The 20037-nt window shown below is 71.9% G+C and carries 20 protein-coding genes; 16 read left to right on the top strand and 4 right to left on the bottom strand.

The features are described 5' to 3' along the window. The first annotated feature begins 1 nt into the window (after position 1). From IE260_RS33350 to IE260_RS33325, 6 genes are all read left to right on the top strand, one after another. Positions 2 to 1000, top strand: a complete 999-nt coding sequence (locus IE260_RS33350) for an ABC transporter permease (protein ID WP_189878749.1) — start codon at positions 2 to 4, stop codon at positions 998 to 1000. Next, positions 997 to 2094: an ABC transporter ATP-binding protein gene (locus tag IE260_RS33345; protein WP_189878747.1), complete on the top strand. Its 1098-nt coding sequence runs from the start codon at positions 997 to 999 to the stop codon at positions 2092 to 2094. Before IE260_RS33350 ends, IE260_RS33345 begins: the two co-directional genes overlap by 4 nt. A 23-nt stretch (positions 2095 to 2117) precedes the next feature. After that, entirely contained in the window at positions 2118 to 3710 is a 1593-nt protein-coding gene (locus IE260_RS33340) for an ABC transporter ATP-binding protein (protein ID WP_189878817.1), read from the top strand. 69 nt (positions 3711 to 3779) lie between these two features. Beyond that, positions 3780 to 4439, top strand: coding sequence for a trimeric intracellular cation channel family protein (locus IE260_RS33335; RefSeq protein ID WP_189878744.1), 660 nt, complete (start codon positions 3780 to 3782; stop codon positions 4437 to 4439). Between the two features lie 67 nt (positions 4440 to 4506). Then, entirely contained in the window at positions 4507 to 5367 is an 861-nt protein-coding gene (locus tag IE260_RS33330; protein WP_189878742.1) for a thioesterase family protein, read from the top strand. Between the two features lie 26 nt (positions 5368 to 5393). Continuing rightward, a complete protein-coding gene (locus IE260_RS33325; RefSeq protein WP_189878740.1) occupies positions 5394 to 6368 on the top strand; it encodes a helix-turn-helix transcriptional regulator in 975 nt (324 codons plus the stop codon). Between the two features lie 7 nt (positions 6369 to 6375). On the opposite strand, the gene IE260_RS33320 is transcribed toward IE260_RS33325, so the two are convergent. Then, positions 6376 to 7002 carry a TetR family transcriptional regulator gene (locus IE260_RS33320; RefSeq protein WP_189878738.1) on the bottom strand — a complete coding sequence of 209 codons (627 nt, stop codon included), beginning with the start codon at positions 7000 to 7002 and terminating at the stop codon, positions 6376 to 6378. A 115-nt stretch (positions 7003 to 7117) separates the two neighbouring features. Here IE260_RS33320 and IE260_RS33315 point away from each other — a divergent pair, with 115 nt between their 5' ends. The 3 genes from IE260_RS33315 to IE260_RS33305 all read left to right on the top strand — a co-directional run bounded on the left by IE260_RS33315 (position 7118) and on the right by IE260_RS33305 (position 8855). After that, positions 7118 to 7285, top strand: a complete 168-nt coding sequence (locus IE260_RS33315; protein ID WP_189878736.1) for a hypothetical protein — start codon at positions 7118 to 7120, stop codon at positions 7283 to 7285. A 20-nt stretch (positions 7286 to 7305) separates the two neighbouring features. Then, the gene (locus tag IE260_RS33310; protein WP_189878734.1) at positions 7306 to 7572 is read left to right on the top strand and encodes a DUF4190 domain-containing protein; all 267 of its coding nucleotides are present in this window, start codon (positions 7306 to 7308) and stop codon (positions 7570 to 7572) included. Between the two features lie 113 nt (positions 7573 to 7685). Beyond that, a complete protein-coding gene (locus IE260_RS33305; RefSeq protein ID WP_189878732.1) occupies positions 7686 to 8855 on the top strand; it encodes a cysteine desulfurase family protein in 1170 nt (389 codons plus the stop codon). Here the strand turns inward: IE260_RS33305 and IE260_RS33300 are convergent. Then, complete coding sequence (locus tag IE260_RS33300; protein ID WP_189878730.1) at positions 8852 to 9562, bottom strand: N-acetylmuramoyl-L-alanine amidase; 711 nt, start codon at positions 9560 to 9562, stop codon at positions 8852 to 8854. The two genes, IE260_RS33305 and IE260_RS33300, sit on opposite strands and share 4 nt — an antisense overlap. 60 nt (positions 9563 to 9622) lie before the next feature. Here IE260_RS33300 and mnmA point away from each other — a divergent pair, with 60 nt between their 5' ends. After that, positions 9623 to 10753: a tRNA 2-thiouridine(34) synthase MnmA gene (gene mnmA, locus IE260_RS33295; RefSeq protein ID WP_189878727.1), complete on the top strand. Its 1131-nt coding sequence runs from the start codon at positions 9623 to 9625 to the stop codon at positions 10751 to 10753. A 25-nt stretch (positions 10754 to 10778) separates the two neighbouring features. Here the strand turns inward: mnmA and IE260_RS33290 are convergent, their stop codons facing one another. Together IE260_RS33290 and IE260_RS33285 are read right to left on the bottom strand one after the other, a co-directional pair. After that, positions 10779 to 11558, bottom strand: a complete 780-nt coding sequence (locus IE260_RS33290; protein WP_189878725.1) for an alpha/beta fold hydrolase — start codon at positions 11556 to 11558, stop codon at positions 10779 to 10781. A gap of 37 nt (positions 11559 to 11595) precedes the next feature. Then, positions 11596 to 11919 (bottom strand): DUF427 domain-containing protein, encoded by a 324-nt coding sequence (locus IE260_RS33285; protein WP_189878723.1) that lies wholly within the window; start codon positions 11917 to 11919, stop codon positions 11596 to 11598. Positions 11920 to 12002: 83 nt separating this feature from the next. On the opposite strand from IE260_RS33285, the gene IE260_RS33280 reads away from it, so the two are divergent. From IE260_RS33280 to IE260_RS33255, 6 genes are all read left to right on the top strand, one after another. Next, positions 12003 to 12809, top strand: coding sequence for a class I SAM-dependent methyltransferase (locus tag IE260_RS33280; protein WP_189878721.1), 807 nt, complete (start codon positions 12003 to 12005; stop codon positions 12807 to 12809). After that, positions 12806 to 13345: an LOG family protein gene (locus IE260_RS33275; RefSeq protein WP_189878719.1), complete on the top strand. Its 540-nt coding sequence runs from the start codon at positions 12806 to 12808 to the stop codon at positions 13343 to 13345. The genes IE260_RS33280 and IE260_RS33275 overlap by 4 nt, the downstream gene beginning before the upstream one ends. A gap of 18 nt (positions 13346 to 13363) precedes the next feature. Then, positions 13364 to 14062 (top strand): SDR family oxidoreductase, encoded by a 699-nt coding sequence (locus IE260_RS33270; RefSeq protein WP_189878717.1) that lies wholly within the window; start codon positions 13364 to 13366, stop codon positions 14060 to 14062. 31 nt (positions 14063 to 14093) lie between these two features. Next, a complete protein-coding gene (locus IE260_RS33265; RefSeq protein ID WP_189878715.1) occupies positions 14094 to 15101 on the top strand; it encodes a methionine synthase in 1008 nt (335 codons plus the stop codon). Between the two features lie 15 nt (positions 15102 to 15116). After that, entirely contained in the window at positions 15117 to 17312 is a 2196-nt protein-coding gene (gene ligA / locus IE260_RS33260) for an NAD-dependent DNA ligase LigA (RefSeq protein WP_189878713.1), read from the top strand. Positions 17313 to 17571: 259 nt separating this feature from the next. Then, positions 17572 to 19809, top strand: a complete 2238-nt coding sequence (locus IE260_RS33255) for a putative bifunctional diguanylate cyclase/phosphodiesterase (RefSeq protein ID WP_189878711.1) — start codon at positions 17572 to 17574, stop codon at positions 19807 to 19809. The last annotated feature ends 228 nt before the right edge of the window (positions 19810 to 20037 follow it).

Raw genomic sequence — 20037 nt, 5'->3', positions numbered from 1 at the left:
TGTGCTCGCTTACCTCATCAGGCGGCTGTTCGCCGCCGCAGTGATGCTCGTGGTCATCATCATGGTGGTCTTCGGCATCTTCTTCCTCGTCCCCAAGTGGGCGGGCGTCGACATCGCCTCGAGCTTCGTGGGCAAGCAGGCCGACCCGGCCGCCGTGGAGGCGGTGCGGCAGAAGCTGGGCCTGAGCGACCCGATCTACTCCCAGGTCTGGGAGTTCTTCAAGGGAATCTTCACGGGCCGCACCTACTCGGGTGGCGGGGACGTCACCCACTGCTCCGCTCCGTGCTTCGGCTACTCCTTCCGCAGTGAGCAGGCCATCTGGCCCGTGCTGACCGACCGCTTCCCGGTGACCCTGGCGCTGGCGCTCGGTGCGGCCCTGCTCTGGCTGCTCTTCGGCCTGGCCGCCGGTGTGCTCTCCGCGCTGAAGCGGGGCAGCCTCTGGGACCGCGGCGCGATGGTCGTGGCCCTGGCGGGCGTCTCCCTTCCCGTCTACTTCACCGGCATGATCGCCCTGGCGGTCTTCGCCTTCGGGCTCGACTGGCTCGACGCCCAGTACGTGCCGCTGGCCGACAGCTTCACCGGCTGGTTCGGCGGCCTGATCCTGCCCTGGATCACCCTGGCGTTCCTCTACGCCGCGATGTACGCGAGGATCACCCGCGCGACCATGCTGGAGATCCTCGGCGAGGACTACATCCGCACGGCCCGCGCCAAGGGCCTGCGGGAGCCGGTCGTCATCCGCAAGCACGCCATGCGCTCCACGCTGACGCCCATCCTCACCATGCTCGGCATGGACCTCGGCGCCCTCATCGGCGGCGCGATCCTCACCGAGTCCACGTTCAACCTGCCCGGCCTCGGCCAGGCGGTGCTCAACGCGATCAAGACCCAGGACCTGCCCGTCATCCTGGGCGTCACCCTGATCACTTCTCTCGCGGTGCTCATCGCCAACCTCGTGGTGGACGTCCTGTACGCCGTGATCGACCCCCGAGTGAGGCTCGCATGACCGAACTCAGCAAGAGCGGAGCCGCGGTGGGCGAGCCCACCGCCGCCTCTCCCGCGCCGAGTGCCTTCCTGGAAGTGCGCGACCTGAAGGTGCACTTCCCCACCGACGACGGTCTGGTCAAGTCCGTCGACGGGCTCACCTTCCAGCTGGAGAAGGGCAAGACCCTCGGCATCGTGGGCGAGTCCGGCTCCGGCAAGTCGGTGACCAGCCTCGGCATCATGGGCCTGCACACGGCCGGCCAGTACGGCAAGCGCAAGGCGCAGATCTCCGGCGAGATCTGGCTCGACGGCACCGAGCTGCTGTCGGCCGATCCCGACCACGTGCGCAAGCTGCGCGGCCGTCAGATGGCGATGATCTTCCAGGACCCGCTGTCCGCGCTGCACCCGTACTACACGATCGGGCAGCAGATCGTGGAGGCGTACCGCATCCACCACGACGTGGACAAGAAGACCGCCAAGCGCCGTGCGGTGGAGATGCTCGACCGCGTCGGCATCCCGCAGCCGGACAAGCGGGTGGACAACTACCCGCACGAGTTCTCCGGCGGTATGCGTCAGCGCGCGATGATCGCGATGTCGCTGGTCAACAACCCCGAGCTGCTCATCGCGGACGAGCCGACGACCGCCCTGGACGTGACCGTCCAGGCGCAGATCCTCGACCTGATCCGGGACCTGCAGAAGGAGTTCGGCTCCGCGGTCATCATCATCACCCACGACCTGGGCGTCGTCGCCGAACTCGCCGACGACCTGCTGGTGATGTACGGCGGGCGCTGCGTCGAGCGCGGCCCGGCCGAGAAGGTGTTCTACGAGCCCCGCCACCCCTACACCTGGGGCCTGCTCGGCTCGATGCCGCGTCTCGACCGCGACCAGCAGGAACGCCTGATCCCGGTCAAGGGCTCCCCGCCCTCCCTCATCAACGTCCCGTCCGGCTGCGCCTTCAACCCGCGCTGCCCGTACGCCGACGTGCCCAAGGACAACGTCACCCGCACGGTCCGCCCCGAGCTGGCCGAGGTCGGCAGCAAGCACTGGGCCGCCTGCCACATGTCGCAGGAGCAGCGGGAGCGTATCTGGACCGAAGAGATTGCGCCGAAGCTGTGAGCGACAAAGCCAAGGACGAAGCAGTGGCCATCCCCGCGCAGAGCGACGGCACCACGCTCACCAAGGACCCCGCCCCCGGCGAGGTCCTGCTCAAGGTGACCGGGCTGCAGAAGCACTTCCCGATCAAGAAGGGCCTGCTCCAGCGGCAGGTCGGGGCGGTGCACGCGGTCGACGGCCTCGACTTCGAGGTCCGGGCCGGTGAGACCCTCGGCGTCGTGGGCGAGTCCGGCTGCGGCAAGTCCACGATGGGCCGGCTGATCACCCGGCTGCTCGAACCGACCGGCGGCAAGGTCGAGTTCGAGGGCAAGGACATCACCCACCTCGGGGTCGGCGGGATGCGCCCGCTGCGCCGCGACGTGCAGATGATCTTCCAGGACCCGTACTCGTCGCTGAACCCGCGCCACACCATCGGCACGATCATCGGCGCCCCCTTCAAGCTCCAGGGCGTCGAGCCCGAGGGCGGGATCAAGAAGGAGGTGCAGCGGCTGCTGTCGGTGGTCGGGCTCAACCCCGAGCACTACAACCGCTACCCGCACGAGTTCTCCGGCGGTCAGCGCCAGCGCATCGGCATCGCCCGTGCCCTCGCGCTGAACCCGAAGCTGGTCGTGGCCGACGAGCCGGTCTCCGCGCTCGACGTGTCGATCCAGGCCCAGGTCGTCAACCTGCTCGACGACCTCCAGCAGGAGCTGGGCCTGACGTACGTGATCATCGCGCACGACCTGTCGGTCGTCCGGCACGTCTCGGACCGGATCGCGGTGATGTACCTCGGCAAGATCGTGGAGCTGGCCGACCGCGACCTGCTGTACAAGACGCCGATGCACCCCTACACCAAGGCGCTGATGTCGGCGGTCCCGATCCCGGACCCGGCGCGCAAGTCGGCCAAGAGCGAGCGCATCCTGCTCAAGGGCGACGTGCCCTCGCCGATCTCCCCGCCGAGCGGCTGCCGCTTCCACACCCGGTGCTGGAAGGCGACGGAGATCTGCAAGACGACCGAGCCGCCGCTGCTGGAGCTGCGGCCCGGGCAGCAGGTGGCCTGCCACCACCCGGAGAACTTCGAGGACCAGGCCCCGCAGGACACCGTCCTGCTCTCCGACGCCAAGGAGGCGGCGGAGCTGGTGTCGGACGAGGCCCTGGCCGAGTCGGCGGCGACCTCGGCGGCGGTCGCCGCGGAGATGGGCGTCTCCGGAGCCGGTGACACCGAGACCGCGGAGTCCGCCGAGCCGGAGACGGCGACCGAGCCGGCCGAATCGGAGACGGCTTCGGAGTCCACCAAGGCTGATGCGGGCTCGGAGTCGGCCGAATCGGAGACGGCTTCGGAGTCCACCAAGGCTGAGGCGGGCTCGGAGTCGGCTGAGGCTGAGGCGGGCTCGGAGTCGGCCGAATCGGAGACGGCTTCGGAGTCCACCAAGGCTGAGGCGGGCTCGGAGTCGGCTGAGGCTGAGGCGGGCTCGGAGTCGGCCGAACCGGAGACGGCTTCGGAGTCCACCAAGGCTGAGGCGGCTTCGGAGTCGGCTGAGGCTGATGCGGCTTCGGAGTCCACCGAGCCGGAGGCGGCCGAGGCGGAGTCCACCGAGGCCGAGGCGGCCGAGAGCGAGCCCCCCGCCAAGGAGAAGTGACCTTTCCTGTCAGCGAGCCCCCGCCTTCATTTGTAAGGCGGGGGCTCGTCGGCAGGTGAGAATGTCAGGGTGTACGAGGAACTCTTCAGCCCCACCGTCCAGCACACGCTCGACCTGATCGGCATTTTCGTCTTCGCGATCTCCGGTGCGCTGCTGGCCGTGCGCAAGAACTTCGACGTGTTCGGCATCGCCGTCCTCGCCGAGGTCACCGCGCTGGGCGGCGGGCTGTTCCGGGACCTGATCATCGGAGCCGTGCCGCCCGCGGCCTTCACGGACCTCGGCTACTTCGTCACCCCGCTGCTCGCCGCCCTGCTGGTCTTCTTCCTCCACCCCCACGTGGAGCGCCTCCAGACCGGCGTGAACGTCTTCGACGCGGCCGGCCTAGGCCTGTTCTGCGTCGCCGGGACCACCAAGGCGTACGACTACGGGCTCGGTCTGACCGCCTCCGCGTGTCTGGGGCTGGCCACCGCGGTGGGCGGCGGTGTGCTGCGGGACGTCCTGGCCAACGAGGTGCCCTCGCTGCTTCGCTGGGACCGCGACCTGTACGCCGTCCCCGCGATCGTCGGCTCCGCCATGGTCGCCCTGTGCATCCGCTTCGAGGCCCTGAACCCGTTCACCAGCGGCCTCGCGGTGGTCACCGCCTTCGTGCTGCGCCTGCTGGCGATGCGCTTCCACCTCCGGGCGCCGCGCGCGTGGAACCGGCGGTCGACCGTGGTCGAAGGAGAGTGACCGATCGCTCACGGTAACCCACGCACAAAAGCTACCGCTTAGTAGTTTCCTGTTGTACCGTGCAGCCATGCCAGAAGCAGCCTTCGCACCGGCCACGCGGGCCATCGTCGGCGACAGCGAGTTCGACCGGGACACCGCGCTGACCCGTCGCGCGCCGGGCGTCTACGACATCGACCTCTCCGCCGGCTGGACGATCATCAACGCCGTCAACGGCGGCTATCTGCTGGCCGTCCTGGGCCGCGCCCTCGCCGACGCCCTCCCGCACCCCGACCCGTTCACCGTCTCGGCGCACTACCTGACGGCCTCCCAGCCGGGCCCCGCCGTCGTGCGCACCGAGACCGTCCGCGCGGGCCGGACGCTGTCCACGGGTCAGGCGTCCCTCTTCCAGTACGACGACGAGGGCAACGAGGTCGAGCGCATCCGCGTCCTCGCCTCCTACGGCGACCTGGACGCGCTGCCCGAGGACGTCCGTACCTCGGCGAAGCCGCCCGCCCTGCCGCCCATGGACCAGTGCTTCGGCCCGGAGGACGGACCCGCCCCCGTCGACGGCAGCTCGGCCATCACCGACCGCCTGATGCTCAAGCTGGACCCCGCCACCCTGGGCTGGGCGCTCGGGCAGCCCTCGGGCAAGGGGGAGATGCGGGCCTGGTTCGGACTCGCCGACGGCCGCGACGCCGACCCGCTCTCGCTGCTGCTGGCGGTGGACGCCCTGCCCCCGACCGCCTTCGAACTGGGCCTGAAGGGCTGGGTGCCCACGGTCGAGCTGACCGTGCACGTGCGGTGCCGCCCCGCACCGGGCCCGCTGCGGGTGTCCATCACCACGCGCAACCTCGCCGGCGGCTTCCTGGAGGAGGACGCCGAGGTCTGGGACAGCACCGACCGGCTGGTGGCACAGTCCCGGCAGCTGGCCCGGGTCCGGCTCGGCTGACCCGGCGCGGGGGGCAGGCTGGTGCCGTGAAGTCCGACCGCCTGCTCTCCGTCCTGCTGCTGTTGCAGACCCGTGGCCGCGTGCCCGCGCGCGAACTCGCCGAGCGGCTGGAGGTGTCCGTACGCACCATCTACCGGGACGTGGAGGCGCTCTCCGCCTCCGGCGTCCCGGTCTACGCCGAACGCGGGCGGCACGGCGGCATCGAACTGCTCGCCGGGTTCCGTACGGACGTCACGGGGCTGACCGCCGACGAGTCCCGCGCACTGTTCGTGCTGGCCGCGCAGGGCGCGCACGCCGCCCTCGGCCTGGACGAGGCGCTCGGCTCGGCGCTGCGCAAGGTGATGGCGGCACTCCCGGAGCCGCACCGGCCGGCCGCCGAGACGGCCTCCCGCCGGATCCTCGTCGACGCCACCCGCTGGAAGGGCGGACCGCAGCCCGCCGTCGACCTGGACGTCCTGCAGGACGCGGTGTTCGCCGACCGCCGGCTGCGGCTGCGCTACCGGCACGGCGGGGAGCGCCGGAGCCGGACGTACACCGTCGACCCGTACGGCCTCGTCGCCAAGGCGGGCGTCTGGTACCTGGTGGCCGACCTGCGTGGACTGCCCCGGCTCTTCCGTGCGGACCGGGTGCGCGAGGCGGCCGTCCTCGACGACCCCGTGCGGCGCCGGCCGGGCGTGGAGCTCGCCGACGCCTGGGAGGTGCTGCGCCGCCGGGTCGAGGAACGCCCGGGCGGACTCGACGTCACCGTCCGCGTCCGCCCCGACCGCCTCGACATGTTCCTGCGCATGAACGCCGCGTCGCTGACCGGCCTGCCCGACGCGGTCGAGAGTGACGGCGGCGACGCGTGGGCGACCGTGCGGTTGACGTACGGATCCGTCGTCGAGGTCCGGCAACTGCTCGCGTTCTCCGACCGCGTGGAGGTGGTCGACCCGCCCGAGGCGCGCGAGGAGCTGGCCCGTGCCGCGGCCGCCGTGGCGGAGCTGTACCGGTCCGGCGGATGACGCGGCGTCAGTCCAGCCAGTGCCGGCGGCCGATGCTGATCAGCCGCATCCGGCGGGTCGCGACCTCGGCGACGCGCCGGCGCTCCTCCTCCGGGGCTTCCTGGGTCTCCAGGAACAGGCAGGCCGTCATCAGCATCTGGTCGACGTAGAGGCCGGCCAGCATCAGCAGATCGTCGTCGTTCCAGCCGGCGGAGGCCGGGTCTTCGGCCAGCTCGGCCTTCACCTCCTCGGCGAACCGGGCCAGTTGGTCCCGTATCGCCTCCCGCACCGGCTGCACCCCGCCGTGCCGCTCCCGCGCGATGAATCGGACATGGGCGGGGTTGGCGGCCACGTGGCCGGCGATCAAGTCGACGGCACGGGTGATCCGTTCGTCGCTGTCCTCGGCCGGGGACAGCGTCGTCCGGATCATCGGGTGCAGGCTGTCCAGGGCCTCCTCGACCAGGGCCACGCCGAGGTCCGCCGTGGAACGGAAGTGGCGGTAGAAGGCGGTCGGCGCGACGCCGACGGCCCGGGTGACCTCGCGCAGACCCAGGCTGCTCAGGCTCTGCTCCTCCAGCAGTGCGAGTGCCGCGTCCAGGAGCGCGCGCCGGGTCTTCTGCTTCTGGACCTGCCGGACACCGAGGGTGTGACTCATGCCATGCAGTTAACAACTGTTCTCTGGAATTGAAAAGTCATGGGGCGCGCTAGGCTGGGAAGTCAGTGAACAAGTGTAACTACAACCGTTCACCGAATCCTGGGGGATCCGCTCCATGCTGTTTCTCGTCGCCGCCCTCCTGCTCCTCGGCGTCGTGCTGGGCACCGTCGCCCACGCACCGCTCACCTTCTCCGTCGCCACCGGCCTCGTCATCGCCGTCTGGCTCGGCATCTTCGCGATCCGCGAGCGGCACGGCCGCCGCCGGAGCACCTCCGTCCACTGACGCACCGTCGGGAGACCACCATGCAGCTCACCGCACCGGCCACGCGCCGAACCGGCATCCGGGACACCGACGGCATGGCCGTCGCCTCCTTCGTCCTGGGTCTGCTCGGCCTGCTGGTCCTCAACGTGTTCCTGGGCCCGATCGCCATCGCACTGGCGGGCGTCGCCCTGTGGCGGGGCACCACCCGCCGCGGCCGCGCCCTCCTGGGCCTCGGCCTGGGCGTCGCCGACCTGCTGGTCCTGGCGGCGTTCATGTCCGCGGACGACACGCTGTCGTGGAGTCTGTGAGCGGACGCCGAACCGGCCGGCCGCGGGCCGCCCGAGAGGCCGGCCCCGATCCGCCGAAGAGGCCAACCTCGATCTGAGGCCGAGCGGGGGCGCCCCGTAGAATCGGCCTCACCATGGCTTACCTCGACCACGCCGCGACCACCCCGATGCTTCCCGAGGCAGTCGAGGCACTCACCGCGCACCTGAGCGTCACCGGCAACGCCTCCTCCCTCCACGCGTCCGGCCGTCGCGCGCGGCGCACCGTCGAGGAGGCCCGCGAGACCCTGGCCGAGGCCCTCGGTGCCCGCCCCAGCGAGGTGGTCCTCACCTCCGGTGGCACCGAGGCCGACAACCTCGCCGTCAAGGGTCTGTACTGGGCGCGCCGTGACGCCGATCCGGCCCGCACCCGCGTCCTGGCCAGCCCCGTCGAGCACCACGCCGTCCTCGACGCCGTGCACTGGCTCGGCGAGCACGAGGGCGCGACCGTCGAGTACCTGCCGGTCGACGCCCACGGCCGGGTCCACGCCGAGGCGCTGCGCGAGGCCGTCCTCCGCAACCCCGACGACGTCGCCCTCGCCACCGTCATGTGGGCCAACAACGAGATCGGCACGCTCATGCCGGTCCGTGAACTGGCCGACGTCGCCGCAGAGTTCGGCATCCCGCTGCACGCCGACGCGGTCCAGGCGTTCGGTCAGGTCCCGGTCGACTTCGCCGCGTCCGGCCTCGCCGCGATGACGGTCTCCGGCCACAAGATCGGCGGACCGTACGGCATCGGAGCGCTGCTCCTCGGCCGGGAGTACGCTCCCGTGCCCGTCCTGCACGGCGGCGGCCAGGAACGTCACGTCCGCTCCGGCACCCTCGACGTCCCCGCGATCGCCTCCTTCGCGGTCGCCGGCCGCCTCGCCGCCGAGCAGCGCGAGTGGTTCGCCCGGGAGATCGGCGCCCTGCGCGACGACCTGATCGACGCGGTCCGTACGGCCGTCCCCGACGCGGTCCTCGGCGGCGACCCGGCGCCGGACGGCCGTCTGCCGGCCAACGCCCACTTCACCTTCCCGGGCTGCGAGGGCGACTCCCTGCTGCTCCTGCTCGACGCCCAGGGCATCGAGTGCTCCACCGGCTCGGCCTGCACCGCGGGCGTCGCCCAGCCCAGCCACGTCCTGCTGGCCACGGGCACCGACCCCGACCTGGCCCGCGGCACGCTGCGCTTCTCCCTCGGCCACACCTCCACCGCGGCCGACGTCGAGGCGCTGGCCAAGGCGATCGGCCCGGCGGTCGAACGCGCACGGGCGGCGGGGCTGACCTAGGAGGCCGACTCGGCCGCCCCGGCCGTCTCGGCGGTCCCTGCCGTGCGGGCCCGCCGGACCAGCTCCATGTACCGGTCCCAGTCCCAGTGCGGCCCCGGATCGGTGTGGTCGGTGCCCGGCACCTCCACGTGGCCGATGATGTGCTTCCGGTCGACGGGTATGCCGTACCGCGCGCAGATCTCCGCCGTCAGGCGCGCCGAGGCGGCGTACATCGCGTCCGTGAAGTCCTGCGGCCGGTCCACGAACCCCTCGTGCTCGATGCCGACACTGCGCTCGTTGTAGTCGCGGTTGCCCGCGTGGTACGCCACGTCCAGCTCACGGATCATCTGTGTGATGTGCCCGTCCTTGCGGACGACGTAGTGCGAGGCCGCGCCGTGCGCCGGGTCCTGGAACACCTTCACCGCACTGTCGAAGCTGCCCTGGGTGACGTGGATGACCACCATGTCGACGCCGTAGTCGTCGGGCCGGTCGGCGCGCCGCCAGTTCGCGTCCGACGCCGCCACCCACCGGGCGCCGCCGTAGTCGACCGCGCCCGCCTCGCGGGGCTTGTCGACGCCGGGCACCCGCCACCACAGACGGCCCAGCGCGTCGCGCGCCAGCACCGCCGTGCCCGCGGCCGCCGCCGTGCCGCCGATGATCAGCGCCCGCCGGCCGATGCGCCGGTCGGTGTCCTTGGATCCGCTCGCGGATCGGCTTCTCGCCCCCATGTGATCGTGAACGCATACTCACGGGCCCTGGTTCCCGGTCACCCGTACCCTGGAAGGGTTATGACTGACACCCCGCAGCGCACCCGCCCCCTCCGCGTCCTCGCCGCCATGTCGGGCGGAGTCGACTCCGCCGTCGCCGCCGCCCGCGCGGCCGAGGCCGGGCACGACGTGACCGGCGTCCACCTCGCGCTCTCCGCGAACCCGCAATCCTTCCGCACCGGTGCGCGGGGCTGTTGCACCATCGAGGACTCGCGCGACGCCCGCCGCGCCGCGGACGTCATCGGCATCCCGTTCTACGTGTGGGACCTGGCCGACCGCTTCCGCGAGGACGTCGTCGAGGACTTCGTCGCCGAGTACGAGGCCGGCCGCACCCCGAACCCGTGCCTGCGCTGCAACGAGAAGATCAAGTTCGCCGCGCTGCTGGACAAGGCCCTCGCCCTGGGCTTCGACGCGGTCTGCACCGGCCACTACGCGAAGGTCGTCACCCGCGAGGACGGCGCCCGCGAACTGCACCGCGCCTCCGACATGGCCAAGGACCAGAGCTACGTCCTCGGTGTGCTGGACGACCGGCAGCTCGCCCACGCGATGTTCCCGCTCGGCGACACCGTCACCACCAAGGACGAGATCCGCGCGGAGGCCGAGCGCAGGGGGCTGGCGGTCGCCAAGAAGCCCGACTCGCACGACATCTGCTTCATCGCCGACGGCGACACCCAGGGCTTCCTCGCGAACCGGCTGGGCCGCTCCGAGGGCGACATCGTCGACGAGGCCGGCAACAGGCTCGGCACGCACGAGGGCGCCTACGGCTTCACCATCGGCCAGCGCAAGGGCCTCCGGATCGGCACCCCCGCCCCCGACGGCAAGCCCCGCTACGTCCTCGACATCTCCCCGGTGACCAACACGGTGACGGTCGGCCCCGCGGACGCCCTGGACGTCGGCGCGCTCACCGCGATCAAGCCCCGCTGGTGCGGCGCCGCCCCGGTCGGCCCCGGGACCTACACGGCCCAGCTGCGCGCCCACGGCGGCGAGACCGAGGTGAGTGCCGAGCTGGTCGACGGCACCCTCCAGGTCACCTTCGCAGAGCCGGTCCGCGGCGTCGCCCCCGGCCAGGCGATCGTGCTGTACGACGGGACGCGCGTGGTGGGCTCGGCGACGATCGCGTCCACCACGCGCGTGACGGCCGGCGTGGCCTGAACCGACACCGGGGCCGCGGGCCCCGTCAGGCCGCGAAGTACTCCGCGAGCACCGGCGCCAGCACACCCGGCTCCACCATGTGGCTCTGGCCCTCCAGGGAGCGGTAGGTGCCCTGGGGGACGGCCTCGGCGACCGCACGGGCCGCCTCGCGCATCCAGCCGGCGCTCGCTCCGCCCGCGAGCGACAGCACCGGCGCGGTGATCGAGGCGAGCAGGGACTGCGGGAGCCGGCCGTCGCCCATCACGGCGTCGTCGTACGCCAGGCTCGGCGCGATCGACTCCATGCCGGCCCACATGGGGGACTGGCGGGCACTCCGGATCACGTCCTCGCCCAGGCCGGTGAGCCGCAGGAACAGCTCGACCGCGTCCGAGCGCCGGCCCTGTCCGAGTGCCTCGGTCAGCCGCGCGGTGTACTCCGCGCGGGCCTTGGCGTCGGCGTCGTCCATGGCGTACGGCACCTCGTACACGGCGGCCCGGCGCACCGGCAGCCCGCTCGCCGCCGCCCGCAGCACCAGCGCACCGCCCGACGAGATGCCGTACAGCGACGCCTCGCCGCCCACCGCGTCGATCAGGGCCGCCAGGTCCTCGACCTCGCGTTCCACCGCGTAGGGCTCCGTCTCACCGCTCTCGCCGCGGCCCCGGCGGTCGTACACGGTGACGTCGAAGCGCTCCGACAGCGGCGCGGCCAGGGACGCGAGCGTGGCACCCGTCGACATCGCGCCGCTGACCAGAAGGAGCGCCGGTCCCTGCCCGGTGCGTGTGTAGGCGATGTGTGTCCCGTCGCGCGAAAGGGTCTTCTTCTCCATGCCTGTGCAGACTGCCCTACGGTGCGCGATTAATCCCTCATGACACTTCCACCTCGTAGAAGCAGAGGTGGTCCTTGATCTCCTTCACCTCCGGCTTCGGGTCCGGGTACGCCCAGACGAGGTCCGCCGCGTCCGGCAGCGACCAGTAGGACGCGGTGCCCTTGAAGGGGCAGTGCGTGTGCGTCCCGGACGGCGTCAGCAGGTCCAGGCGTACGTCCCCGGCGGGGATGTAGTACCGCTCGGGACAGCCCGTCTCCCGCAGGACCAGCGCCTCGTCGCTCTCCGCCAGCACCTGGTCGCCGTGCACCACGCGCACGTGCCGGCCGCTCCGCTCGATGGTGATGCGATGCCCTTCGGTCACGATCGCCCTCCTTGGGTAGCCGAGTCACCACCTTCAGCGCACGCTGGACCGGAGTTCTTCCCCCGCTTCCGCAGGAGGCCGCCATGGGAGCCACGGAACCCGGCCGGAACCGCAGCCGCCTCACCCACCGGGCCCGCTACGCCCTGCGCCACCCGGAGCGCGTCCCCGCCCACGCGCGCAGGGCCGCGCGGGACGCCTTGCTGCGGCTGCGGTACCGCGGCGACCACATCGCGTACTACCGGGCCGTGATGGCCTCCGACACGGCCCGCAGCGCCGAGGCGGCCGTGGGGCACACCCCCTCGCGCGAGACCTGGGCGCGCATCGGCCGCATGCAGTTCGACTACCTGGTGGCGCACGGTCTGAGGCCGCACCACCGGATGCTGGAGATCGGCTGCGGCAACCTGCGCGCCGGCCGGCTGTTCATCGGCCACCTCGACACCGGCAACTACTACGGCATCGACATCTCCCCGCACATCCTGCTCGCCGCCCAGGACACCCTCGTGCGCGAGGGGCTGCAGGCCAAGCTGCCCCATCTGACGCTCGCCGCCGACCTGACCCTCGCCTTCCTGCCCGAGGGCCACTTCGACGTCGTGCACGCGCACAGCGTCTTCTCGCACTCGCCGCGGCACGTCATCGAGGAGTGCTTCGCCCACGTCGGGAGGGTGCTCGCGCCTGGCGGATTCTTCGACTTCACGTTCGACCGCACCGAGGGCGAGGAGCACCAGGTGCTGCGGGAGGACTTCTACTACCGGACGGAGACCCTGATCGGACTCGCCGCGCGGTACGGCCTGTCGGCCCGCTTGATGGACGACTGGGAGCGGCTGCCGCACCGGCAGTCGAAGATCCGCGTGACCGCGATGTCCGACCGGGCCCGTACGGTGGGCCCATGAACATCTGCGTCTTCCTCTCCGCCGCCGACCTCGACGAGCGCTACACCCGCCCCGCGAAGGAGTTCGCCACCCTGCTCGGCAAGGGCGGCCACACGCTCGTGTGGGGCGGCTCGGACGTCGGGCTGATGAAGGTGGTCGCCGACGGCGTGCAGGAGGCCGGAGGGCGGCTCCTGGGCGTCTCCGTGGACTTCCTGGCCGCCAAGGCGCGCCAGGGTGCCGACGAGATGGTGGTCGCGAGGGACCTCGCCGAGCGCAAGCGGCTGCTGCTGGAGAAGGCCGACGCCGTGGTGATCATGGTCGGCGGCACCGGCACCCTGGACGAGGCGACGGAGATCCTGGAGCTGAAGAAGCACGGGCACACCGACAAGCCGGTCGTCCTGCTCAACACGGCGGGCTTCTACGACGGCCTCAAGGAGCAGTTCCGCCGCATGGAGGACGAGGGCTTCCTGCCGCGCCCCCTCACCGAGCTGGTGTTCTTCGCCGAGGAGCCGGTCGGGGCGCTCGCCTACCTGGAGGAGAGCCAGGGCGTGGCCTGAGCCCCGGGTGATGCGAGCATGGCGGGCATGGCTACACATGTGATCACCGGAGCGGGCTCCGGCATCGGCGCGGCCGTCGCCCGCCGCCTGCACGAGCGCGGCGACGACATCGTGCTGCACGCGCGCGACGCGGGCCGGGCGAAGGAACTGGCGGCCGCCTTCACCGGCGCGCGGACGCTGGTGGGCGACCTGAGCGACCCGGACAGGCTGTCCTGGGCCTTCTCCCACCAGACGCTGCCCGAGCGCGTGGACTCACTGCTCCACATCGCGGGCGTGGTCGACCTCGGCCCGGTCGGCGAGCTGACCCCGAAGACCTGGCGCAACCAGCTCAACGTCAACCTGATCGCTCCCGCCGAGCTGACCCGCCTCTTCCTGCCCCAGCTCCGCGTCGCCCAGGGCCACGTGATCTTCGTCAACTCCGGCTCCGGTCTCAACGCCCACGCCGACTGGTCCGCGTACGCCGCTTCCAAGCACGGCCTGAAGGCCCTGGCCGACTCCCTGCGCGAGGAGGAGCACGGCAACGGTGTCCGCGTCACCTCGGTCTACCCGGGCCGCACCGCCAGCCCGATGCAGGCCAAGGTGCACCAGCAGGAGGGCAAGGAGTACGACGCGTCGAAGTGGATCGACCCCGAGTCGGTCGCCACGGTGATCCTGATGGCCCTGGATCTGCCCAGGGACGCCGAGGTCAACGACCTGACGGTGCGTCCGGGGCGGTGATCCCGGCCGCGTCGTTCCGTAGGCTGCCGGTGTGAGTGAGAACAGCCAGTTCAGGTTCGGTGCCGCCACCGGGGTCGGCTCCCTGCCGGGGGACGACGCGCGCGAGGCCGTCAAGACCGCCGCCGGCACCTTCGAGGACTTCCCCTTCCTGCCCGAGCTGCCCGCCCGCGGGCCCGGCGCGGACATGATCGGGCGGAGCGCCGGGATGCTCGTCGAGCTGTACGCGCGCGTGGAGCCCAGCGGCTGGCGCCTCGGCGACCGGCCGGGGAGGGACACCCGGCGGGCGCGCGCATGGCTCGGCGAGGACCTCGACGCACTGGAGGAGTTCACCCAGGGCTACGAGGGCCCGCTGAAGGTCCAGGCCGTCGGCCCCTGGACGCTGGCCGCGGCTCTGGAGCTGCGCAACGGCGAGGCCGTCCTGTCCGACGCCGGCGCCTGCCGGGACCTCGCAGCCTCGCTCGCCGAGGGGCTGCGCCTGCACCTGGCGGAGCTCCGGCGCCGCGTGCCCGGCGCGCAGCTCGTGCTCCAGCTCGACGAGCCGTCCCTCACCGCCGTGCTGCGCGGCCGGGTCAGGACGGCCAGCGGCTACCGCACCCACCGGGCCGTCGACCGGCAGATCGTCGAGGCCACGCTGAGGGACCTCGTCGGCGTGCACGACGGCGGCCCCGTCGTGGTCCACTCGTGCGCGCCGGACGTCCCGTTCGCCCTGCTGCGCCGGGCGGGCGTGGCGGGCGTCTCCTTCGACTTCGCCCTCCTCACCGAGCGTGACGACGAGGCGATCGGTGAGGCGGTGGAGGGCGGCACCCGGCTGTTCGCCGGTGTCGTGCCCGGCACCGACGGCCCGTTGTCGGACCCTGCCGGTAGCGTCATGGGTGTCAGGACACTGTGGCGCAGGCTGGGACTGCAACCGGGGCTTCTCGCGGAGGCGGTCACGGTCACGCCGTCGTGCGGACTCGCGGGCGCGTCTCCCGAGTACGCCCGCCGGGCGCTCGCCCACTGCGTCCGGGCGGCGAGATCACTCGCGGACGACCCAGAGTAACGGGAGGACAACACGGTGGCCGGCGACAAGCAAGCGGAGACGACGAGCGTGCCCGCCGAGGCACGGGAGAAGCACGCGCAGCTCGCTGAGCAGATCGAGGAGCACCGCTTCCGGTACTACGTGAAGGACGCCCCCGTCATCAGCGACGCGGACTTCGACCGGCTGATGCGTTCCCTGGAGGCATTGGAGGAGGAGTACCCGGAGCTGCGTTCTCCTCAGTCCCCGACCCAGAAGGTGGCGGGCTCCTACGCCACGGAGTTCACGGCCGTCGAGCACCGCTCACGCATGCTCTCCCTGGACAACACCTTCAACGACGACGAACTCGCCGCCTGGGTGGAGCGCATCGCCAAGGAGCTGGGCGAGCAGAAGTACCACTTCCTGTGCGAGCTGAAGGTCGACGGACTCGCCGTCAACCTCACCTACGAGCGCGGCCGTCTGACCCGGGCGGCGACCCGCGGCGACGGCCGCACCGGCGAGGACATCACACCCAACGTCCGCACGATCGCCGAGATCCCCGAGCGGCTGGGCGGCGACAAGGTTCCCGACCTCGTGGAGATCCGCGGCGAGGTCTACTTCCCGATGGAGAAGTTCCAGGAGCTCAACGCCCGGCTGGTCGCGGCCGGCGACAAGCCCTTCGCCAACCCGCGCAACGCGGCGGCCGGTTCGCTGCGCCAGAAGGACCCGCGCGTCACCGCCACCCGCCCGCTGCACATGGTCGTCCACGGCATCGGGGCGCTGGAGGGCTTCGACGGCATGACCCGCCTCTCCGAGGCGTACGACCTGCTGAAGACCTGGGGGCTGCCCACCTCCCGGCACAACAGGGTGGTCGACGGCCTCGACGGCGTACGGGAGTTCATCGCCCACTACGGCGAGAACCGGCACTCCGTGGAGCACGAGATCGACGGTGTCGTCGTCAAGCTCGACGAGATCCGGCTCCAGGGCCGGCTCGGCTCCACGGCCCGCGCACCGCGTTGGGCCATCGCCTACAAGTACGCGCCGGAAGAGGTCAACACCAAGCTCATCGACATCAAGGTGGGCGTGGGCCGCACCGGCCGCGTCACTCCGTACGCGCAGGTCGAACCGGTCACGGTGGCCGGCAGCGAGGTGGAGTTCGCCACCCTCCACAACCAGGAGGTCGTCAAGGCCAAGGGCGTGCTCATCGGTGACACGGTGGTGCTGCGCAAGGCCGGTGACGTCATCCCGGAGATCCTCGGTCCGGTCGCCGACCTGCGCGACGGCAGCGAGCGCGAGTTCGTGATGCCGGCCGAGTGCCCGGAGTGCGGGACGCCGCTGCGGGCCATGAAGGAGGGCGACATCGACCTCCGGTGCCCCAACGCCCGGACCTGCCCCGCACAGTTGAGGGAGCGCGTCTCCTATCTCGCCGGCCGGGAGTGCCTGGACATCGAGCACTTCGGCGGCGTCGCGGCGGCCGCGCTCACCCGCCCGCTGGAGCCCGCCGATCCGCCGCTCGTCGACGAGGGCGACCTCTTCGACCTCACCGTGGAGAAGCTGCTGCCCATCCGGGCGTACGTCCTCGACCCGGACAGCGGGCTGCCCAAGCGCGACCCCAAGACCGGCGAGGAGAAGATCGTCACGGTCTTCGCCAACCAGAAGGGCGAGCCGAAGAAGAACACCCTGGCGCTGCTGAAGAACATCGAGGAGGCCAAGAGCCGCCCGCTCGCCCGCTTCCTCAACGGGCTCTCCATCCGGCACGTCGGGCCGGTCGCCGCGCAGGCGCTCGCCCGCGAGTTCCGCTCGGTCGACCGCATCGAGCAGGCCACCGAGGCGGAGTTGGCGAACACCGAGGGTGTCGGCCCCATCATCGCCGCCTCGCTCAAGGAGTGGTTCGCCGAGGAGTGGCACCGCGAGATCGTCCGCAAGTGGAAGGCGGCCGGCGTCCCGCTGGAGGAGCGGTCCACCGGCGAGGAGGAGGGACCGCGTCCGCTCGACGGGCTCACCGTCGTCGTCACCGGCACTCTCGAGGGCTTCACCCGGGACGGGGCCAAGGAGGCCCTGCAGATCCGGGGGGCGAAGGTGACCGGTTCCGTGTCCAAGAAGACCTCGTTCGTCGTCGTGGGTGACAACCCCGGTTCGAAGTACGACAAGGCGATGCAACTCAAGGTGCCGGTCCTGGACGAGGACGGCTTCACCGTCCTGCTCGAACAAGGACCCGAAGCGGCGGCCGGCGTCGCGCTTTCGGCCGAGGAATAGCGGTTGAAGACCACCCGATCGGCGCATACCAGATGCATACGGTTGGCCGGGTCGCATTCGGGCAACCGTCGACGACCGCTGCCCGTGGAAGCCTTCTGCGGCCTACTGTTGAGGTGTGCGCCTGCCGTGCCCAGATGCGGTCGGGGCATCCCCCTGCCCCCGAGGAGCGGGGGGAAGGGTTCTCCAACGCGGAGCCGTTGATGGTTGTCGGGCGTCGGGCCGCGTGGCGTGGGCACCGCCGGCTGTGAGAGGGACGGGAATGGAACCGACCGAGAGCGCCGCCGCGGGCTCACGGCTGCGCCTGAGTCGCCTGGTGAGCGCATGGCGCGACAGCCGGTGGCCCGCGTGGCGCGGTGGCGGCGCACGGCACACCGCGGCGGACGGCCGCGGCTCCGCACCGCCGGCCGCCGGCCGCGCCTCCGGACTCACCGACGCCGACACCGAACGGCACCTGTCCTGGCCCGCGTTGCCCGCGGCGATCGTCGCGGCGGCCGGGTTCGTCCTCGGCGCGGGCTTCTACCGGGCGTTCACCGGCGGCCACGCCCTCTTCCCGTCCGGCACCGTCGGCTGGTCCCTGGCCGTGCTCACCGGTGTCGTCGTCGGCCACCTGGTCATGCTCGGCCGCTCCCGCTGGTGGGGCGGCACCGGCTCGGGCGCAGCCCTCACCCTCGCCGTCCTGCTGCTGTACGGCTGGGTCCCGGCCGGCATGGTCAGCCTCACCGTCGTCGTCCTGGTCGGCGTCGCCCGCCGGGGCCACTGGCGGCAGGGCATCCTGCACGGCGCGGTGGACCTCCTCGGCATCGCCGCCGGAGCCCTGCTGCTCGGTGTCTGCGGTTCCGTGCCGTCCGTGGAGGAGCCCTGGGACCCGAACACCTGGACGGTGTACGCGGCGCCCAAGGTGGTACTGGTCGCCGTCGCCTACCTCGCGGTCACCCGCGCCCTGCTGTGGTACCTGCACACACCGCGCGCCGGACTGCCCACCGTCGCCCGCACCGCCCTGGTCAGACAGGGCCTCGTCGCCGTCGCGCTGCTCGGCATCGCCCCGCTGATCTGCGTGGTCGCCGTCGCCAAGCCACTGCTGCTGCCGCTGTTCTCGATCCCCTTGATCGCCCTCGACTCCACCCTGTGGATCGCCCGCGCCAGGGCTGAGGAGCAGCTGCGCGACCCGCTGACCGGGCTGCCCAACCGGCAGTGGCTGCTGGAGCGGACCTGGACGGCGCTGGACGACGCCGAGCGCATCGGCGCCCGCGCCGCCCTGATGCTGATCGACCTCGATCGCTTCCGGTCGGTCAACGACACGCTCGGACACCTCGCCGGCGACCGGCTGCTGCTGCAGACCGCCGACCGGCTGCGGCAGGCGCTGCCGCGCGGGGCGGAGGCGGCGCGGCTCGGCGGCGACGAGTTCGCCGTCTTACTGCCCGTCGCCGACTCCACCACGTCGGCGACCCGGGTCGCCCGTCAGCTGGTCGCAGCACTCAGCTCACCGCTCGACCTGGACGGGCTCACCCTCGTCCTGGAGGCCAGCGCCGGGGTCGCGGTCTTCCCCGACCACGCGCTCGACGCCGAGGGGCTGCTGCGCCGGGCCGACGTGGCGATGTACCAGGCGAAGCGGGACCGCACGGGCGTCGAGGTCTACGAGTCCAAGCGGGACTCCAACACCCCCGACCGGCTCGGTCTGCTGGGCGATCTGCGGCGTGCCCTGGACGCCCACGAGGTCCAGCTGCACTACCAGCCCAAGGTTCGTTTCGACGGACAGGTGGCGGGTCTGGAGGCCCTGGTGCGGTGGGTGCACCCGGAACGGGGCAAGGTGCCGCCGGACGAGTTCATAGCGATCGCCGAGTCCTCGGGGCTGATGCCCCTTCTGACGGAGTACGTGCTGGAGACGGCACTCGGGCAGGTCGCCCGGTGGCGCGCCCAGGGCCTGTTCGTGCCGGTCGCGGTCAACGTCTCCCCGCGCGACGTCCACACCCCGGGCTTCGCGGGCTCGGTGGCCGCACGGCTGGCGCGGCACGGGGTCCCGGCGGGGGCCCTGCAACTGGAGATAACGGAACACGTGCTGCTGGAGGACCCGCAGCGCGCAGCCGACACGCTCGCCGGACTGACCGGGCACGGCGTGAAGATGTCCCTGGACGACTTCGGCACCGGTTACTCCTCCCTGGTCCATCTGCGCCGGCTCCCCGTGAGCGAGCTGAAGATCGACCGCTCGTTCGTGGCCCGGCTGGCCGTCGACACCGAGGACGCCGAGATCGTGCGCTGCACGGTCGACCTCGCGCACTCCCTCGGCCTGCTCGTCGTCGCCGAGGGAGTCGAGGACGACGAGACCTGGGAACGCCTGCGCGACCTGGGCTGCGACGCCGTGCAGGGCTGGCTGGTCGCGGCGGCGATGCCGCCGGAGGAGACCACGGCCTGGCTGCTGGCCCGCGGCTCCCGCGGCTGGCAACGCCCCGCCGCCGCCCTCCCGGCGGCCACCGCGGACGACCCGGGCCGCGTCGGCTGACGGCACCATCCCACCGGACTGCACCCGAGGAGCCGAGCGTGCCGTCCCGTGCCTTGCACCCCGAGCGTGCCGTCCCGTGCCTCGCACCCCGAGCGTGCCGTCCCGTGCCCGACGCGCCGAGCGTGCCGTCTGATGCTTTGCGTGCCGAGCGTGCCCCCTCGTCCTCGACGCGCCGGGTGTGCCGACCGTGCCCGACGCGCCGAGCGCGCCGTCTGGTGCTTTGCGTGC

This window comes from Streptomyces viridiviolaceus (assembly GCF_014650995.1).
In the GTDB taxonomy this organism is placed as follows: domain Bacteria; phylum Actinomycetota; class Actinomycetes; order Streptomycetales; family Streptomycetaceae; genus Streptomyces; species Streptomyces viridiviolaceus.
This window is presented reverse-complemented; position numbering and strand designations above follow the sequence as displayed.

Coding starts and splice junctions, on each gene's coding strand:
- IE260_RS33300 (WP_189878730.1), bottom strand. CDS start 9,562: ATGGGGGCGAGAAGCCGATCCGCGAGCGGATCCAAGGACACCGACCGG.
- IE260_RS33305 (WP_189878732.1), top strand. CDS start 7,686: ATGGCTTACCTCGACCACGCCGCGACCACCCCGATGCTTCCCGAGGCA.
- IE260_RS33345 (WP_189878747.1), top strand. CDS start 997: ATGACCGAACTCAGCAAGAGCGGAGCCGCGGTGGGCGAGCCCACCGCC.
- IE260_RS33255 (WP_189878711.1), top strand. CDS start 17,572: ATGGAACCGACCGAGAGCGCCGCCGCGGGCTCACGGCTGCGCCTGAGT.
- mnmA (WP_189878727.1), top strand. CDS start 9,623: ATGACTGACACCCCGCAGCGCACCCGCCCCCTCCGCGTCCTCGCCGCC.
- IE260_RS33315 (WP_189878736.1), top strand. CDS start 7,118: ATGCTGTTTCTCGTCGCCGCCCTCCTGCTCCTCGGCGTCGTGCTGGGC.
- IE260_RS33330 (WP_189878742.1), top strand. CDS start 4,507: ATGCCAGAAGCAGCCTTCGCACCGGCCACGCGGGCCATCGTCGGCGAC.
- IE260_RS33270 (WP_189878717.1), top strand. CDS start 13,364: ATGGCGGGCATGGCTACACATGTGATCACCGGAGCGGGCTCCGGCATC.
- IE260_RS33320 (WP_189878738.1), bottom strand. CDS start 7,002: ATGAGTCACACCCTCGGTGTCCGGCAGGTCCAGAAGCAGAAGACCCGG.
- IE260_RS33310 (WP_189878734.1), top strand. CDS start 7,306: ATGCAGCTCACCGCACCGGCCACGCGCCGAACCGGCATCCGGGACACC.
- IE260_RS33290 (WP_189878725.1), bottom strand. CDS start 11,558: ATGGAGAAGAAGACCCTTTCGCGCGACGGGACACACATCGCCTACACA.
- IE260_RS33280 (WP_189878721.1), top strand. CDS start 12,003: ATGGGAGCCACGGAACCCGGCCGGAACCGCAGCCGCCTCACCCACCGG.
- IE260_RS33275 (WP_189878719.1), top strand. CDS start 12,806: ATGAACATCTGCGTCTTCCTCTCCGCCGCCGACCTCGACGAGCGCTAC.